Origin of the sequence: Roseovarius indicus, assembly GCF_008728195.1 — a bacterium.
Lineage (GTDB): Bacteria > Pseudomonadota > Alphaproteobacteria > Rhodobacterales > Rhodobacteraceae > Roseovarius > Roseovarius indicus.
Map to the genome: position 1 here is coordinate 5,066,248 of NZ_CP031598.1, position 16,684 is coordinate 5,082,931.

Sequence of the window (16,684 nt, forward strand, 5' to 3'; positions counted from 1 at the left end):
AGGTCACTGGTCTTGCAACAGCTCCGCGCGCATTTCCTCGATCAGCCCGAGCGCCTCGTCGCGGGTGTTCCGGATGTTGGGCCGAAAGCCCTGCGTCTCGGCCCGCAGGCGGATGTCTTCGGCCGTCTCCGACCCCGCGGCAAACCGCACCGAGCCAAGCGAGCCCGCCTCGTTGAGGCGCTTGCCCCGGTAGGCATAGCGCACCCACGCCCCCGGCAGGATCTCGCATTCGTTGAGGTTCACCAGGAAGAACCAGCGCCGGTCGCTTTCCTTGATACGCTCTTCGAGGAAGTCGTAGAAATCGTCGACGTCCCGGCTGTGATGGAAGGTGAAATGCGAGAAATCGACCTCCATGATCACCTTGTCGCGGTCGAAGCTGACCCGGCGGACGAAATCGGCGGTGGCGTAATTGCTGTCATGGGTGACACGGGCCACGCGCCGCTTGCTGGGCAGGCCGCGCAGCCGCAGAACGGCATCGTCCCGGTTGTCGAAGAGGTTGGGGTCGAACGCCTCGGTATTGGCCGCGCGAAGGATCTGGGCGCGGGTCTCGTCGGAGGCATCGAACCGGACCGAGCCCATGGAATGGGCATAGTTCAGCGCCCGGCCCCGGCGGGAATAGGCTGTCCAGGCCTCCGGGTCGATGCGCGTGCCGTTGAGATTGACGAGGAAGAACCACTGGTCTTCCCCGGTGTCGGCGATGCGCTCTTCCAGCCTGTCGTAGAAGGCGTTGACGATCTGGGATGTGTCGAACCGGAAGTCGGAGAAATCGACCTCCATGATCTGGTCGGCGTCGTGGAAGGTGATCCTCTTGTCGAGCTCAACCCTGTCCACGGCCGAACGCGAAGCGGCCTGGGTCATCTGGATTTTCCTTGTGAGCAGTCAGACAAAATGCAACTGTATACAAACGTATGCAGATCATGCCGCAACCCGTTTAACCGTTCAATTGGTCAAGCTGTCGCGCCCCGCGGGGCAAGTCAAAGGATGCCGATATGACCCGCTACTTCGACGACCTCGAAACCCGCACCCCCGAAGACCGCGCCGCCGACCTGGCCCGCGCCCTGCCCGAGCAGATCGCACGCGCCCAGGCCCTGCCCGGCTATGGCGACACGTTGCGCCCGGTCGACCCCAACGCCATCACCAGTGTCGAGGCCTTGTCGGTGCTGCCGGTGCTGCGCAAGAGCGACCTTGGCAAGGCCCAGTCGGGCACGCCCCCCTTCGGCGGGCTGACCACCCTGTCGCCCGACGGCTTCGCGCATATCTTCCAGTCGCCCGGCCCGATCTACGAACCGGGCGGCATCAGCCATGACTGGTGGCGCGTGGGCCGGTTCCTGCATGCCTGCGGCGTGGGCAAGGGCGATATCGTGCAGAACTGTTTCGGCTATCACCTGACCCCCGCCGGCATGATCTTCGAGAACGGCGCCCGCGCCGTGGGCGCCGCCGTGCTGCCCGCCGGCACCGGCCAGACCGAGCTTCAGGCCCGCGCCGCGCATGATATCGGCGTCACCGCCTATGCCGGCACGCCCGACTATCTCAAGGTGATTCTGGACAAGGCCGACGAGATGGGCCTCAAGCTCGGCATCACCAAGGCGGCGGTGGGCGGCGGTGCGCTCTTCCCCTCTCTCCGGCAGGAATACGCCGAGCGGGGCATCACCTGTCTGCAATGTTATGCCACCGCCGACCTGGGCAATATCGCCTATGAAAGCGAGGCCGCCGACGGCATGATCGTCGACGAGGGCGTGATCGTGGAAATCGTGACGCCCGGCACCGGCACGCCCGTGAAACCCGGCGAGGTGGGCGAGGTGGTGGTCACCTCGCTCAACCCCGACTATCCGCTCATCCGCTTCGCCACCGGCGATCTGTCGGCGATCATGGAGGGCGTAAGCCCCTGCGGCCGCACGAATATTCGCATCAAGGGCTGGATGGGCCGGGCCGATCAGACGACCAAGATCAAGGGCATGTTCGTGCGCCCCGAGCAGGTGGCGGCGCTGGTCTCGCGCCATGACGAGATCTCGCGCGCCCGCGTCATCGCCACCCGCGAAGGCGAGATGGACGTCATGACCGTACAGATCGAAGCCGATGGCGGAGAGCCCGAAACCTATGCCGGCGCGGTGACCGATACGCTCAAGCTGAAGGGCCGGATCGAGATCGTCGCCAAGGGCAGCCTTCCAAACGACGGCAAAGTCATAGAGGATCAACGCAGCTACGAGTGAGCCACGACAGGGAGGTGTCGTCGCATGTTTCGACTGTGTTCCGGGCTGGTGACAGCCCTCTGCCTCATCGCGCCCGCGGCGCTGGCCGAAGACCTTGCGCTGGTGATCGGTGACCGGGGCCAGGCCATCGCCTACCAGGAGGAGGACGGCGCCGATGCCGGCGCGTTCCGCGATGCGCTGACCCAGGCCGGCTTCCGCGTGGTCGAGCCCCCCGACCGCGATATCCGCAGCATGCGGCTGGCCGCCGTGAACGTGGAAACCGCCCTCACCGAGGGCCGGGTCGACCGGCTGGTGATCGTGGCAACGGGGCCGTTTGCCACCGATGGCAGCGACAGCTGGGTGCTGTCCAACAATGCGCAAGGCGTGAAACGGGTGATGGTGGGGGCGATGGGCATATCGCTCAACGCGCTGACCGCGATCGCCACGCAGCAGGATATTCCCGTCGTGATGATGGTCTCGCCCGGGCGGATGCCCAAGGGGCTGGCCGCCGGGCTGCAACCGGGGCCGCGGGCCTACCGGATGAGCGAGGACGTGACCTATATCACCGGCCCGTCGCCCGCGCTGGCCGACATGCTGGCAGGGTCGGTGCTGCTCGAGGGCGTGTCCTTCGCCGAGCTGGCCCAGAACGCGCCCGATGGCGTGAAGGTCGAGGGCGACCTGTCGCGCACCGCCGGGCTGATGGGCTCCGCCGCGATGCCGCCGTCGGACGAGGCGGTGGAAACCGGCTTCTGGCAGGCGGTGCAGACCTTCGACACGATATCGGCCTACCGGATGTATCTGGGCGAATACCCCGAGGGCACCCATGCCGGCGAGGCCCGCGAGCGGATCGCCTATCTCCAGGACGAGCCCGAGCGCGAGGCGAAGTCGACCGAGGAGGGGCTTGGCCTCTCCCGCAACGACCGCCGCGAGATCCAGCGCAACCTCGCCCTGATCGGCTTTGACCCGAAAGGCATCGACGGCATCTTCGGCCCCGGCAGCCGCGCCGCCATCAGCGACTGGCAGCAGGAGAACGGCTTCGGCGTGACCGGCTACCTGACCGGCAACCAGCTTCTCCGGCTGCGTGACCAGGCCCAGGCCGAGGCGAAGCGGCAGGAAGAGGAAGCCCGCCGCCGCCAGGAAGAGGAAGAGCGCAAGGACCGCGCCTATTGGCAGGAAACCGGCGAAGCGGGCGGCGAAGACGGCCTGCGCGCCTATCTCGACCGCTATCCCGACGGGCTTTATGCCGACGAGGCGCAGGAGGCGCTCGACCAGATCGAGGCCGCCAAGCGCGAAGATGCCGAGCGCGAGGAGCGTGAGGCCTGGGATGCCGCCCGCAGCTCGGATACCGCCGAAAGCTACAGCGCGTTTCTCAACACCTATCCCGACAGCACCTTTGCCGGCGCGGCCCGCGCCCGGCTGAACGAGCTGACCGACCAGCGCGAGAACGCCGCCGAGATCGAGGCAGCCCGGGCGCAGGAGCGCCAGTTCACCTCGACCCTGATCGCCCGCGTGCTGATCGAGCGGCGGCTGGCAAGCCTTGGCACCAACCCGGGCGCGGCGGATGGCGACTTCACCCGCCAGACGCGCCGGGCGATCCGCCAGTTCCAGCGCTCGCGCAACCTGCCGGTGACCGGCTTCATCTCGCAGGCGACGATGGTACAGCTGATGGCCGGGCGCTAGTCCGCCCCACCTCGGCGGCCGGCCGGCAGGTCATGCCGGCCGGCCGCTGGCACGGTACGGCCCCCACCGCCGCCGGCACCGACAAAATACTGACGTGATACCGACGTGATACCGACCCGCATTTTCCCTGCGTTTCAGTCGCTTGACCCCGATTCACCCGATTCCGCCCCGTCGCGCCCGCCGCACCGCCCTTGTCCCCGCCCGCCTGCCCTCGTATCTATGGGACAACACGGAAACGAAACCCGAACTTCGGAGAGCGACCAATGTTCAAGGGACTGGGCCAGATGGGCGACATGGCCAAGATGATGAAGGCCGCGCAGGAAATGCAGCAGAAGATGGCCAGCCTGCAGGAAGAGATGCACAACATGACCGTCGAAGGCGAAAGCGGCGCCGGTCTCGTGAAAGCCACCTGCACCGTCAAGGGCGAGCTCAAGGGCCTCGACATCGACCCCTCGATCTTCAACCCGGACGACAAGGAAGCGGTCGAAGACCTCATCCTTGCCGCCATCAAGAACGCCCAGACCCGCGCCAACGAGAAGGCGAAAGAGGAGATGGGCAAGATCACCGAGGGCATGGGCCTGCCCAAGGACATGGACCTGCCGTTCTGATCGCCATGCGCTGGCTCGCCGTCGGCCTCTGCTGCCTGCTCGCCGCCCCGGCGAGCGCCCAGAGCTGGGCCACGCGCGAGCTGTGCCTCGAGCAGGCGCCGAAGGTTCACCCCGAGGCCTTTGCGCCCCGGACATACGAAGAAATTCAACAGCTTGCGGCCGACATTCCCAACGGAACCGGCCGCTTCTGGCGGGTCGAAAGTGCCGATGGCGCCGTCTCTCACCTGTGGGGGACGATGCATTCCAACGCCCCCCATATCCTCGACCTGCCCGAGGCCGTCACCACCGAAATCGCCGCCGCCCGGACGGTGGCTATAGAGAGTGACTACACCGGCCAGACCCGGCGCGACGTCTTTCGCCAGAACGCCGCCGCCCGGTACATTCTCGACAACCTGACGATCGACACGGTCGATTTCGGCATCCCGCTCGACATGGAGAACTGGATCAGAACCCGCCTCGCGGGCCTCGGCTGGGGCTATGACGCCTACGCCACGCTCAGGCCCGCGGCCATCGCCGAAATCCTCCTGTTCCACCCCTGCAACGATTTCCACGACGGCAGCTTTCCCATCCAGGATTATCACATCCAGTTGCAGGGCGCCCTCGCTGGGGCAGACCTGATTGGGCTCGAAGACCGCAACGCCTTCTACGACCGGCTCAACGACCCCGCGAACCTCGACCTGGCCGCCGCCATCATTGCCACCTACGGCGCCTATCTCGACCCCGAACAGTCACAGGAAGCCTACGCCACCTTCGACGCGCTCTACCTCTCCGGCCGGATCGCCGAGGTGATGGCCTGGGAACGGGCCTTTTTCGACCACCGCTACCCCGACGGGGAAGGTGCCGACTGGCTCGCCCGCACCAATGCCTACCTGCTGGCCGAGCGCAACGAGACCTTCCTCGCCACCGCCCTACCGGAACTGGAAAAAGGCGGGCTTTTCATGGCCATAGGCGCCTTCCACCTGCCCCGCGACACCGGCATGATCGCCCTGCTGCGCCGCGAGGGCTACACCGTCACCCGCATCCCCGTGCCCGGCGAAGCCCCCTGATGAACTCCACCCGCGATATCGACGCCCTGATCGAGATGATGGCCAAGCTCCCCGGTCTCGGCCCCCGCTCGGCCCGCCGCGCGGTGCTGCACCTCATCCGCAAGCGCGAGCTGCTGCTGATGCCGCTCGCCGACCAGATGCAGCGCGTCGCCGCCACCGCCCGCGAATGCGAAAATTGCGGCAATGTCGGCACCACCGAGCTCTGCGATATCTGCACCGCCGAGAAACGCGCAAACGGCCAGATCTGCGTGGTCGAAGACGTGGCCGACCTCTGGGCGATGGAACGCTCGCAGGTCTTCAAGGGCCGCTACCACGTCCTCGGCGGCACCCTCTCGGCGCTCGACCAGATCGGCCCCGAGCAGCTCCGCATTCCCAAGCTGATCGACCGCATCGACACCGAGCAGATCACCGAGGTCATCCTCGCCGTCGGCGCCACCGTCGACGGCCAGACCACCGCCCATTACATCGCCGACCAGCTCGAAGGCCGCGTTCGCCTCACCTCGCTGGCGCAGGGCGTGCCCATCGGCGGCGAGCTCGACTACCTCGACGACGGCACCATCACCGCCGCCCTCAACGCCCGCAAGGACATCTAGAAGCCCTCACGCCCGCAGGTCATGCCGCGGCGAGGCCCCGAATTTCCGCGCATATTCCCGGCTGAACTGCGTCGGGCTTTCATAGCCCACCTCGAACGCCACCGCCGACACGCTCTGCCCGCCCGCCTGCAACCGCTCCCGCGCCTGCAACAGCCGCAATTCCTTCTGGTATTGCAGCGGCGTCGTCGCCGTCACCGTCCTGAAATGCTCGTGAAAGCTCGACCGGCTCATCCCCGCCAGCCTTGCCAGCTCTTCCGTCGCCAGCGGGTCCGCCACATGCGCCCTGAGATGCGCGATCACCTGCCCGATCCGCCCGGCATGTCCGTCCGTCTGCAACAGCGCCCTGAGGGTCGCCCCCTGCGGCGAGCTCAGCAGCCGGTAATGGATCTCCTTCTGCACCAACGGCCCCAGCACCGCGGCCTCCCCGGGCCGCTCCACCAGCTCCAGCAAACGCCCGAACGCCTCCCGCAAGGGCGCGTCGGCCTCGTGCAGCGACAGTGCCCGACTCACGGCGCCGGCGCCACCCCCGGCCCCGCCGATCTCTTCCTCGAGCCCCCGCAAAACCGACAGGTCCAGCGGCAGGATCAGCGCCAGGTAGGGCCGCGCCGCCGTCGCCTCCACGATCTTCGACACGATCGGAATGTCATGGCTCACCACGAGCAACCGCCCCGCCGACGCCCTGACCGACCCACCCTTCGTGCCGGTGTCCTTCGCCCCCTGCACCACGAAACACACGAGCGGCTCGTACACCATCGCCTCCAGCGCCGACGGCTCCGGCCGCCGCGCGATCTTCAAGCCGGCCACCCCGGTTTTCAGCGTTCCGTCCTGCACGCCCTCGGCAGCACAGATCCGCTCCGCCGCCGCCACCAGCCTGTCATCCGCCATCATCGCCTCCACGCACACGTCCGGAGTTTTATGCCATGCCCGCGCCCCTCTGCCACGCCTTTCCCCGTCACTCCCGGAGGATCGGGCAACTCTTCCGGACAATCCGGCAGGCACCGCCGCCCGTCCTCCGCCATATCCGGTCACAGGCAACCAACCGAAAGGGACTTTCCCATGACCGACAAGATCACCTTCATCACCGGCGGCAGCCGCGGCCTCGGCCGCAGCATGGCGCTCAAGCTCGCCGCACAAGGCATCGGCGTCGTCTTCACCTATGCCGGCAACAAACAGGCCGCCGAAACCACCCTGGCCGACATCGCGGCGCAAGGCGGCACCGCCGCCGCCCTCCAGCTCGATCAGACCGACCCGGCCCAGATCGCGTCGCTCCCCGACCGCCTGCGCACAACCCTGCGCGACACCTTCGGCCGCGACACGATCGACCATATCGTCAACAACGCCGGCACCGGCCACTGGGCGCTCTTCTCCGACACCACCGAGGACCAGCTCGACGACCTCTACGCCGTTCACGTCAAGGGGCCGTTCCTGCTGACCCAGGCCCTCCTGCCGATGATCGAGGATGGCGGCAAGATCGTCATGATCTCCTCCGGTCTCGCCCGCTTCGCCCTGCCCGGCTACTCGGCCTACGCGGCGATGAAAGGCGCGGTCGAGGTGCTCACCCGCTACCTCGCCAAGGAACTGGGCGCGCGCCACATCTCGGTCAACACCGTCGCACCGGGCGCCATCGAAACCGATTTCGGCGGCGGCACCGTCCGCGACAATCCCGAGGTCAACCGGATGGTCGCCGATCACACCGCCCTCGGCCGCGCCGGCCTGCCCGACGACATCGGCGGCGCCGTGGCGGCCCTGCTCTCGGGCGAGACCCGCTGGATCACCGCCCAGCGCATCGAGATCTCGGGCGGCCAGAGCATCTGAGGTCAGCCCACGATCACCCCGTAGGGTGGGTGAAACCCACCTCCACCGCCTCCAACAAAAGCGCCCGCCCCCCGGGGCGGCGCCACCCTCACCCACGGGCTTGCTCCGGGCAAACCGGGTCACTCCCGGTCCCGCAGCAATGCCTCCAACCGGCCGCGGACGATGCCCTCGAACTCGGATTGCAGGTCCTCGGAGAACCCGGCGCGCCTCAACAACACGGCGCCATCCTGCAAAAGGCCTTCGTACAAAACAGCCTCGCGAATGGCGTCGGCCCCTTCGACATACCGGCGATGATCGAGCTGAGGACAGCAGTTCATCACCTTTTTCTTTGAATAACAGCGCGTTCTCGCCGGATAGCGGCTCGCACGCTCTTCGCTCATCAGGATCGGGACGTAGTAAAACGTCCAACCCGACCCGGCGAGACCGCTTTCGGCAATACGCCGGCGCATATGAGTCCTCACCGAGTCCAGCAGCGCGGTGAACTGCCTGTTGCCTTTCGTCACATCTGATTCCGCAGAGACCCAGAAATCCATTACCTTTCCTGCACGCATCAAACGAGGCACGCAATGGACCGGGTCCAGACCTGCCGGCCATTTGCCTGAGATCCCCAAAAAAAGCGCCCGCCGATCCCCCGTCGGGCGCTCCCCAATTCTCACCGTTCCGAAGAAACCCTCAGCGGCGCGGATCGTCGCTGTCGTCATCCTCGTCGTCATCGTCATCCGAGCTGTCCGGCAGGTTGAAGAAGCTGTCCGCGTCGTACTTGTCGCCCGAATCGCTCTCTTCTTCCTCGTCGCCCGACAGGCTGAACGTCTCCAGCCCCTCGATGGCGGTGGGCATCTTCGGCTCCGGATCCATCTCCAGGCTCTGCTCGGTGCTCAGCAGGCGGCGGCGGGCCTCGTCATCCATCGGCTCGCCTTCCTTGGCCCGCTTGGCGGCGGCCTTCTGCACGGCGGCGTCAAGCTCCGTCTGTTTGCACAGGCCCAGCGCGACCGGGTCGATCGGCTGCATGTTGGAAATGTTCCAGTGCGTCCGCTCGCGGATCGTCTGGATCGTCGGCTTGGTGGTGCCCACCAGCTTGGCGATCTGCGCATCGGCCAGCTCGGGGTGGAACTTCACCAGCCACAGGATGGCATTCGGCCGGTCCTGCCGTTTCGACAGCGGCGTATAGCGCGGCCCGCGGCGTTTTTCCTCGCCCACGGCGGCCGGGTTGAATTTCAGCTTCAGCTTGTGCAGCGGGCTGGCCTCGGCCTTGTCGATCTCGTCCTGCGTTAGCTGGTTGTTGGCAATCGGGTCGAAACCCTTCACGCCCGCGGCCACGTCGCCATCGGCGATGCCCTGGATCTCGAGCTCGTGCATCCCGACGAAATCGGCGATCTGCTTGAAGCTGATCGTCGTGTTGTCCACCAGCCAGACGGCGGTGGCCTTGGCCATAAGCGGTCCTGACATTTCCTTACGTCTCCTTCACGCATATCTTCCCCGTCGCCTGAAATGGCTGTCCCGCTGGGGGACGAGTTTCCGTTGTCGGGGAACTGACGGGCTATATAGTCCCCACGCGAATAAAATGAAAGTCCGAATAATGCGTGTCTTCTTTGTGCTTCTCCTCTGGGCCTCCGCCGCGCTCGCCGATGGCGAAAAGGCGGGAAAGTTCGACTATTACGTCCTCGCGCTCAGCTGGTCGCCCACGTGGTGCGCCCTCGAAGGCGACGCGCGCAATTCTCCCCAATGCGACGAAACGGCCGATTACGGCTGGGTTCTCCACGGCCTCTGGCCCCAGTACCACCGCGGCTGGCCGGCCAATTGCCCCACCGCCGAACGCCCGCCCACGCGTACCATGACCGAAGCGATGACCGACATCATGGGCTCCTCGGGCCTCGCCTGGTACCAGTGGAAGAAACACGGTTCCTGCTCCGGTCTCTCGGCGCCCGACTACTACGCCCTCTCCCGCGAGGCCTACGCCCGCGTCAAACGGCCCGACGTCTTCCGCAAGCTGAAAGACCCGGTCAAGCTACCCGCCTCCGTCGTCGAGCAAGCCTTCCTGAAAGCAAACCCCGGGCTCGCGCCGGACATGCTCACCATCACCTGCCGCTCGGGCCGCATCCAAGAGGCCCGCCTCTGCCTCTCGAAATCCCTCGATCCCGTCCCCTGCGGCCGCGACGTGGTGAAGGACTGCCAGATGAAAAACGCCCTCTTCGCGCCCATCAAATAAGGCGAACCCCAACTTTCATTGTTCCAAAAATACTCAAATCCCGCACAAGCCACGGGCGGAGCGTCAGACCATCCGCCCCACCAGCACCACCAGCGCCACCGGCCACATCACCACGTGCAGCACGTAGTCGAACCAGTTGCTGCTGCCCCAGCCCATCACCCACGCCGCCTGCCCCAGCACGGCCACCAGCGGCAGGAACCAGTTGCCGGTCATGAACCCGTAAGCACACACCACCAGCACCATCACCGCCACGGGCACCGGCGCGAAACCGAAACGATAGAGATCCACCGGCACCACCCCGAACGCCGCCGCCAGGAACACCGCGTAGAGCACCAGGAAACCCACCAGCTCCCACGCCGCGAACGGCGCCATCGGCACGCCCAAAGACACCGCCACGTGCCGCACCGCCAGCGCCGGCAGCATCACCCCGAACGGCGCCAATAGCGCCACCGCGCCGCCCACCGCCAGGCTCTCCCGGAACATTGCCACGACCACGACACCCACAACCGCACCGAGACCGGCCGAAAGGCCGGGCGAGGCCACCCAGCCCAGCAGGGCGAAGACAACCCACGCCACCAGCACCGCCAAAGCCGCCGAGGCGCCCAACCCGCTCATTGCGCCGCCACCCAGGCCTGGTTGAACACATGCGCCACGACGCCCCGCTTCGTTCCCTTCGAGTACGCCAGCACGATCTCGCCCGTGGTCAACCGCCGCAGCATCGGATAGCGCAGCGCCCCCTCGCCCTCGAACGCCCGCAGCACCCGCCAGCTTGCGCCTTCGTCCTCGCTCAGCACCAGCCGAAGCACCTCCGGCCGGTCCCCGTCATCGTTCACCGCCAGCAATATCCGCCCGTCGCCCAGCCCCAGCGCCGCCACGGGCGAGCTCGGGTTCTCCACCTCCATCGGCTCGACATGCGACCAGCTCTGCCCGCCATCCTCCGTCCGGCTGACCAGCAGCTTCCGGCTCGGGTCGAAATCCCGCAGGAATGCCACCGCCCGGCTCTCGCTCAACGGCACCACCATCGGCTGGATTGGCTTGCCGAACCCGTTCATCCGCCGCGTGTCCCTGACCCGGCCCTGCCGGTCCAGCCGCGCCAGAACCCCGAACGTGCTGCCCATCTCGAAATAGGCGGGCAGGCCAAAGCTCCCGTCCTGGTATGCCACCATCGGCGATTTCACCAGGTTCGACCGCCCGAAGACCGGCGACAGGTTCAGCTTCCGCCCGCGTACGGCCCGCCCGCCCGGCGCCCGCACATCCACGACCGAGGCCATCGCCCAGCCGCCCACCGAGGCCACGGTCGCATACAAGCCATCCCGCACCGCCTCGTTCTCGATCGTGTTGCCCAGGGTCACCACGATCTGCCCTGGCTCCATCACTTTCGCCAGCCCGCCACGTGTCACCAGCAACCCGGTCGTGCCGCGCATCCACCCCTCGGTGTCCCGCTCGAAGCCGGTATAGTGGATATCCACATCCGCCTGCGCCTCTTCCGAGCCCTCGAACCACATGATCGTGAACCCTTCCTCGCGCACGAGGATGCCGGGCGAATGCGCCTGTCCGATATCGGCGGTATAGTCGAAGACCGTGTCGAAAACCGGCTCGCCCTCGGGCGCCACCACCTCCGGCACGACGAATTTCCAGCTCAGCGCGGCGTCGGCCCGGATCGCCCAAAAGCTCAGGCCAAGGCTGACCAGCCCCAGCCCGAGTATGACCAGCTGCGCCGCGCCCAACTCCCTACCCGACCTTGAGGACGATCTTGCCGATATGCCCGCTCGATTCCAGCCGCGCATGGGCCTTCGACGCGTCGGCCAGCGGGAATTCCGAATCCATCACCGGTGCCACTTTCCCGGCCTCCAGCAGCGGCCAGACATGCGCGCGCAGCCCCTCGGCGATCTTCGCCTTCGCCTCGTCGCTCTGCGGGCGCAGGGTGCTGCCGGTGATCGTCAGCCGCCGCACCATCACTTGCGCGAGGTTCATCTCCACCTTCGGCCCCTGCATGACCGCGATCTGCACCAGCCGGCCGTCATCGGCCAGGCATTTCAGGTTCCGCGGCAGGTAATCGCCCGCCACCATGTCGAGGATCAGGTTCGCCCCGCCCTCGGGCTTCAGCACCTCGACGAAATCCTCCTCCTTGTAATTGATCGCCCGCTCGGCCCCGAGGTCGAGGCAGGTCTGGCACTTCTCGTCCGACCCGGCCGTCGCGAACACCCTTGCCCCGAATTCCCGCGCCAACTGGATCGCCGTCGTCCCGATCCCGGAAGAGCCGCCATGCACCAGGAAACGCTCGCCGGCCTTGAGCCCGCCGCGCATGAACACGTTCGTCCAGACGGTAAAGAACGTCTCCGGCAGACAGGCAGCTTCCTTCATCCCCATGCCTTCCGGCACCGGCAGGCAGTGCGCAGCGGGCGTGGCCACGTATTCGGCATAGCCGCCCCCGGGCAGCAACGCACACACCTTGTCGCCAACTTTCAGATCGCCGACACCGGCCCCGACCGTCACCACCTCGCCCGAGGCTTCCAGCCCGGGCAGGTCGCTCGCCGTCGGCGGCGGCGGGTACGCGCCCGCCCGCTGCGAGGCATCCGGCCGGTTCACCCCGGCCCAGGCCACCTTGATGACCACTTCGCCATTGCGCGGCTCCGGCACCGGCCGCGTCGTCAACTTCAGAACCTCCGGCCCGCCGGCCTCGGTGATCTCAACGGCGTTCATCGTCTCGGTCATGCGCGTCTCCCTCGTCTACGGGCATTTTCTTTGGCCCTTGTTTCACACCTGCCCCGCGCAAAGGCAACAGGGGCTCCCGCGCCGTCAGCCCGGCCCCGACCAGCGCCCGGGCATCCCGGTCTGCCCCGGCCCGTTCGGCGGCTTGATCTTGTTGAGGAAGGACAGCGGCCCCTTGATCAGCCCGCTCACGAAGCGGTTGTCGGCGGCCTGCGCCTTCACCTTCTCGAACTGCATCACGTCGCCGATCCTGCGGTCGAGGAACTCCCACGTCCGCTCCTGCCCCTCGCTGTCATCGCCCAGCCAGTACAGCACCGTCGAGCCATAGACCCCCGACAGCGTCGCCCGCTTCGTGTACCAGTTGACGTCGTCCGAACTGTCGCCCAGCGCCGTCCATATCCGGTCGCAGGTCCGCCACAGCGCCTGCGCGCCGTCCATCGCATGATGTGGCAGCGAGAAAAGCGTCATGCCCCGCCGCACCAATTCCTTGTCCTCGGCCGCCTCCAGCCGCAGCTTCACCGCCGTCGCCACCTTGTCGCGAAACCGCATCTCGCTCATGTCGGTTTCCTCGATCCGGCGGATCATCTCCATGTCGCCCTGCTCGTGATAGGCCAGCGCCAGGTCGATCGCGCCGCGCGGGCACACCGCCTTGGCAAGCCCCGGCTCCACCTCGGCCTCCTGCACGGCGGCGCGGAATGTCGTCTCGCTCCAGCCATCGAACGGCACATGGGACTTCGCGGCCTCCAGCAGCCTCGTTTTCACGTCGTCGCTGTCACTCATCGGGCCTCTCCGTTTTCGCTTGCGCCACCCTAGACAAACTAAACCGCCTTTGCTATACGGCCACCTCCTGCATTCTCATGCAACTCCAACTTAGAAAGGTGGTGACACCACATGCAGGTTAGTGTTCGCGACAACAACGTCGATCAGGCGCTCCGCGCCCTGAAGAAAAAGCTGCAGCGCGAAGGCGTGTTCCGTGAAATGAAGCTTCGGCAACATTTCGAGAAACCGTCCGAGAAGCGCGCACGCGAGAAGGCCGAGGCCATCCGCCGTGCTCGCAAGCTGGCGCGCAAGAAAGCCCAGCGCGAAGGTCTGCTCTAAGACCCGCATCGCAGCTCTTTGCGACACATCGAAGACGACCCCCGTGGCACCCGCCCGGGGGTTTGTCGTTTCAGGGGGGCCTTCCCGGGGCAACAACCGGCCGGTTCCCGCGACTCACGAAATCGTTAAGGGCCCTCCGCCGGCCGAACCCCTACCTTTCGCCCCAGGAAAGGTAAGCCGATGTCAAACCCAACCCCCCGCCGCCGCTTCCTCCGCACCGCCCTCGGGCTTGCGGGCGTCACGCTCCTTTCCCGGCCGGCGCAGGCCGCGATTCTCACACCACAACAAACCGAGGGGCCCTTCTACCCCACCGGCCCAATGCGCCACGCCGACATCGACAACGACCTCGTCCGCATCGCCGGAGCGGTGCGGCAGGCGGGGGGTACCATCATCCGCCTCACCGGCCGCGTGCTCGACCGGTCCGGCAACCCCATCCCCGAGGCGCGCGTCGAAATCTGGCAATGCGACGCCTGGGGCAACTACATGCACACCCGCGACCGCGGCAGCGACATGCACGACCCCGCCTTCCAGGGCTTCGGCCACGACATCACCGATGCGCAGGGCCGCTACAGCTTCCGCACCATCAAGCCCGTCCCCTACCCGGGCCGCACGCCGCATATCCACGTCAAGGCCTTCGCACAGGGCCGCGAGGTCACCACCCAGTTCTACCTCGCCAATGAACCCGCCAACCAGCGCGACGGCATCTTCCGCCGCCTCTCGCAGGCCGAGCAGGAGGCCGTTTCCATGCGCTTCACCGACACCGGCGGCGATCCGCAAACCACCGTCGACATCACCCTCTGAGCGCCGATAACGCTTGATGCCCCCGGCCCGCTCCCCTATCCGGGGGCGAATATCCCACCTGCCGGACACCAGAGCCCATGCAAAAAGACCTCCTGATCGACCGCATCCTGCTGGCCGCCATCGCCATCATCTGCGTGATCTCCTTCGCCATCCACCTGTGGGATCCGGTCTACTTCGCCGCCGTCTACGCCTTCGAGGACAGGCTGGTCGAATACGGCACCGCGCTCTTCCTGCTGGTGGGCAGCGTCGTGCTGATCTCCAACACCCTGTCGCTCAAGGCCAAGGGCATGACCCTCGCCGCCATCCTCACGGCCATATACGCCCTCCTTTTCTTCCTCGGCGCGGGCGAGGAAATCTCCTGGGGCCAGCGCATCTTCGGCTGGGAATCGAGCGAGTTCTTCCAGGAAAACAACAAGCAGATGGAAACCAACTTCCACAACCTCGTGGTCGGCGGCAACCACCTGACGAAAACCGTCTTCGGCAGCGGCCTCACGGCGGTGATCCTGCTCTACCTGATCGTCCTGCCGCTCCTTTACCCGCGCGTCGGGTTCATCCGCCGGCTGGCCGACAAACTCGCCGTGCCGGTCCCCGGCCTGCGCCACACGCTCTTCGCCGTGGCCGCCAGCCTCGTGATCGTCGCGATGGGCGACCAGAACCGCAAATGGGAAGTCTACGAGCTGATCTTCAGCCTGCTGATGGTCTCGATCTTCCTGATGCCCCAAAACCGCGACAAGACGCGCTGAGCCAGCCTCAGATAATCTCGTCCTCGTCGTAAAGCGGCGCCGCCTCCATATGGGCGTTCACGCCCTCGGCGGCATGATCCGCCCGCGGCGTATCGGCCACGTGGAACAGCGCATCGCCCTCGTACACGGTCGGCATGTTCGACCGCCCGATCACGATCCCCCGCCCGTCACAGATCACCTCGCGCTCGGCTTCGCCGAACGGGTCGGAAATCGCGCCCATCACGTCCCCGCGCGACACCGCCGCGCCGATCGGCACGAAACAGCGGAAGACACCGCCCACCGGCGCCCGGTACCAATGCGACTCCCGCGCCAGCACCGGTGCATGCCGCACCTTGGGCACGCCCTTGCCGCCGATCATCTTCAGATGCTGCATCACCCGCAGGATCCCGCTCACCCCGGCCCGTGCGGCCAGCTCGTCGAACCGCAATCCCTCGCCGCCCTCGTAAAGCAGCACGTCGACTCCGGCCGCCTCCGCCGCCATCCTGAGCGACCCCTCGCGCAGCTTCGACGGCAGCATCACCGGCGCGCCAAAGGCCCGGCCCAGCTCGGCCAGCGTGTCATTGCCCGGCGTCAGCCGGATCTGCGGCAGGTTCAGCCGGTGGATCGCGGCGGAGTGCAGGTCGATCCCCACATCGGCCCGGCGCACCACCTCTTCCATGAAGATATGCGCCAGCCGCGAGGCCATCGAGCCTTCGCTTACCCCCGGAAAGCACCGGTTCAGATCGCGCCGGTCCGGCAGGTAGCGTGAATGGTTGTGAAACCCGTAGGTGTTGACGATCGGGATCGCCATCAGCGTGCCGGCCATCGACTTCAGCGCCTTGGCCTTCAGAAGCCGCCGCACCACCTCGACCCCGATCACCTCGTCGCCATGCACGGCGGCCGAGACGAACATCACCGGCCCGGGCTTCTTGCCATGAATGACATGCACCGAAAGCGTGACCGGCGTGTGATCCGACAGGGTGCTCACCGGCACCTCGACCGTCCGGCGGGTGCCCGCCTCGATCACGTGCCCGTTTATCTTGAATGCCTCTCGGCCGCTCATACCCGTCGCCGTCCTGATACCTCACCGGATGCCATAGGCAAAAACGCCCGGACTGTCCATTGCCGCGCAAACCGCCCGGCCAAGCCTCCCTCGATCCTGCACCACCACGGGTTTCGAACCGGTGAAGACTCCAGCGGTCCAGCCGCAAGAC

Annotated in this window: 19 protein-coding genes; 10 read left to right on the forward strand and 9 right to left on the reverse strand. The window is 66.6% G+C overall.

Features of this window, described 5'->3' with window-relative positions:
• Window positions 1-3: 3 nt before the first annotated feature.
• A complete protein-coding gene (locus RIdsm_RS24405; protein WP_057812635.1) occupies window positions 4-858 on the reverse strand; it encodes a hypothetical protein in 855 nt (284 codons plus the stop codon).
• 131 nt (window positions 859-989) lie between these two features.
• Between RIdsm_RS24405 and RIdsm_RS24410 the strand changes: the two genes are divergently transcribed.
• From RIdsm_RS24410 to recR, 5 genes are all read left to right on the forward strand, one after another.
• Entirely contained in the window at window positions 990-2,210 is a 1,221-nt protein-coding gene (locus RIdsm_RS24410) for a phenylacetate--CoA ligase family protein (protein ID WP_057812633.1), read from the forward strand.
• A gap of 24 nt (window positions 2,211-2,234) precedes the next feature.
• The gene (locus tag RIdsm_RS24415) at window positions 2,235-3,869 is read left to right on the forward strand and encodes a peptidoglycan-binding domain-containing protein (RefSeq protein WP_057812630.1); all 1,635 of its coding nucleotides are present in this window, start codon (window positions 2,235-2,237) and stop codon (window positions 3,867-3,869) included.
• 263 nt (window positions 3,870-4,132) lie between these two features.
• On the forward strand, window positions 4,133-4,477 hold the full coding sequence (locus tag RIdsm_RS24420; protein ID WP_057812628.1) for a YbaB/EbfC family nucleoid-associated protein: 345 nt from the start codon (window positions 4,133-4,135) through the stop codon (window positions 4,475-4,477).
• A 5-nt stretch (window positions 4,478-4,482) separates the two neighbouring features.
• Window positions 4,483-5,523 (forward strand): TraB/GumN family protein, encoded by a 1,041-nt coding sequence (locus RIdsm_RS24425; protein ID WP_057812626.1) that lies wholly within the window; start codon window positions 4,483-4,485, stop codon window positions 5,521-5,523.
• Window positions 5,523-6,116 carry a recombination mediator RecR gene (gene recR, locus RIdsm_RS24430; protein WP_057812624.1) on the forward strand — a complete coding sequence of 198 codons (594 nt, stop codon included), beginning with the start codon at window positions 5,523-5,525 and terminating at the stop codon, window positions 6,114-6,116. Before RIdsm_RS24425 ends, recR begins: the two co-directional genes overlap by 1 nt.
• A 6-nt stretch (window positions 6,117-6,122) precedes the next feature.
• Here recR and RIdsm_RS24435 read toward each other — a convergent pair whose 3' ends face one another.
• The gene (locus tag RIdsm_RS24435) at window positions 6,123-7,001 is read right to left on the reverse strand and encodes an AraC family transcriptional regulator (protein WP_074939992.1); all 879 of its coding nucleotides are present in this window, start codon (window positions 6,999-7,001) and stop codon (window positions 6,123-6,125) included.
• 171 nt (window positions 7,002-7,172) lie between these two features.
• Here RIdsm_RS24435 and RIdsm_RS24440 point away from each other — a divergent pair, with 171 nt between their 5' ends.
• Window positions 7,173-7,931: an SDR family NAD(P)-dependent oxidoreductase gene (locus tag RIdsm_RS24440; RefSeq protein WP_057812621.1), complete on the forward strand. Its 759-nt coding sequence runs from the start codon at window positions 7,173-7,175 to the stop codon at window positions 7,929-7,931.
• 119 nt (window positions 7,932-8,050) lie between these two features.
• On the opposite strand, the gene RIdsm_RS24445 is transcribed toward RIdsm_RS24440, so the two are convergent.
• Both RIdsm_RS24445 and RIdsm_RS24450 read right to left on the reverse strand, forming a co-directional pair.
• Window positions 8,051-8,632 carry a hypothetical protein gene (locus RIdsm_RS24445; RefSeq protein WP_160325796.1) on the reverse strand — a complete coding sequence of 194 codons (582 nt, stop codon included), beginning with the start codon at window positions 8,630-8,632 and terminating at the stop codon, window positions 8,051-8,053.
• Entirely contained in the window at window positions 8,604-9,377 is a 774-nt protein-coding gene (locus tag RIdsm_RS24450) for a DUF1013 domain-containing protein (RefSeq protein WP_057812617.1), read from the reverse strand. Before RIdsm_RS24450 ends, RIdsm_RS24445 begins: the two co-directional genes overlap by 29 nt.
• 130 nt (window positions 9,378-9,507) lie before the next feature.
• Between RIdsm_RS24450 and RIdsm_RS24455 the strand changes: the two genes are divergently transcribed.
• Window positions 9,508-10,137, forward strand: a complete 630-nt coding sequence (locus tag RIdsm_RS24455; protein WP_082647237.1) for a ribonuclease T2 family protein — start codon at window positions 9,508-9,510, stop codon at window positions 10,135-10,137.
• Window positions 10,138-10,200: 63 nt separating this feature from the next.
• Here the strand turns inward: RIdsm_RS24455 and RIdsm_RS24460 are convergent, their stop codons facing one another.
• The 4 genes from RIdsm_RS24460 to RIdsm_RS24475 form a co-directional block, all read right to left on the reverse strand.
• Window positions 10,201-10,752, reverse strand: a complete 552-nt coding sequence (locus RIdsm_RS24460) for a hypothetical protein (RefSeq protein WP_057812613.1) — start codon at window positions 10,750-10,752, stop codon at window positions 10,201-10,203.
• Window positions 10,749-11,864 (reverse strand): exo-alpha-sialidase, encoded by a 1,116-nt coding sequence (locus RIdsm_RS24465; protein ID WP_057812612.1) that lies wholly within the window; start codon window positions 11,862-11,864, stop codon window positions 10,749-10,751. The genes RIdsm_RS24460 and RIdsm_RS24465 overlap by 4 nt, the downstream gene beginning before the upstream one ends.
• A 4-nt stretch (window positions 11,865-11,868) precedes the next feature.
• Window positions 11,869-12,852, reverse strand: a complete 984-nt coding sequence (locus RIdsm_RS24470; protein ID WP_057812610.1) for an NAD(P)H-quinone oxidoreductase — start codon at window positions 12,850-12,852, stop codon at window positions 11,869-11,871.
• Between the two features lie 84 nt (window positions 12,853-12,936).
• Entirely contained in the window at window positions 12,937-13,629 is a 693-nt protein-coding gene (locus tag RIdsm_RS24475; protein ID WP_057812608.1) for a COQ9 family protein, read from the reverse strand.
• 111 nt (window positions 13,630-13,740) lie between these two features.
• On the opposite strand from RIdsm_RS24475, the gene rpsU reads away from it, so the two are divergent.
• From rpsU to RIdsm_RS24490, 3 genes are all read left to right on the forward strand, one after another.
• A complete protein-coding gene (gene rpsU, locus RIdsm_RS24480) occupies window positions 13,741-13,947 on the forward strand; it encodes a 30S ribosomal protein S21 (protein WP_057812606.1) in 207 nt (68 codons plus the stop codon).
• A gap of 180 nt (window positions 13,948-14,127) precedes the next feature.
• Window positions 14,128-14,748, forward strand: coding sequence for a dioxygenase family protein (locus RIdsm_RS24485; protein ID WP_057812602.1), 621 nt, complete (start codon window positions 14,128-14,130; stop codon window positions 14,746-14,748).
• Between the two features lie 77 nt (window positions 14,749-14,825).
• The gene (locus tag RIdsm_RS24490; RefSeq protein ID WP_057812600.1) at window positions 14,826-15,491 is read left to right on the forward strand and encodes a hypothetical protein; all 666 of its coding nucleotides are present in this window, start codon (window positions 14,826-14,828) and stop codon (window positions 15,489-15,491) included.
• 7 nt (window positions 15,492-15,498) lie between these two features.
• Here the strand turns inward: RIdsm_RS24490 and RIdsm_RS24495 are convergent, their stop codons facing one another.
• Window positions 15,499-16,533, reverse strand: coding sequence for a succinylglutamate desuccinylase/aspartoacylase family protein (locus tag RIdsm_RS24495; RefSeq protein ID WP_057812598.1), 1,035 nt, complete (start codon window positions 16,531-16,533; stop codon window positions 15,499-15,501).
• Between the last annotated feature and the right edge of the window lie 151 nt (window positions 16,534-16,684).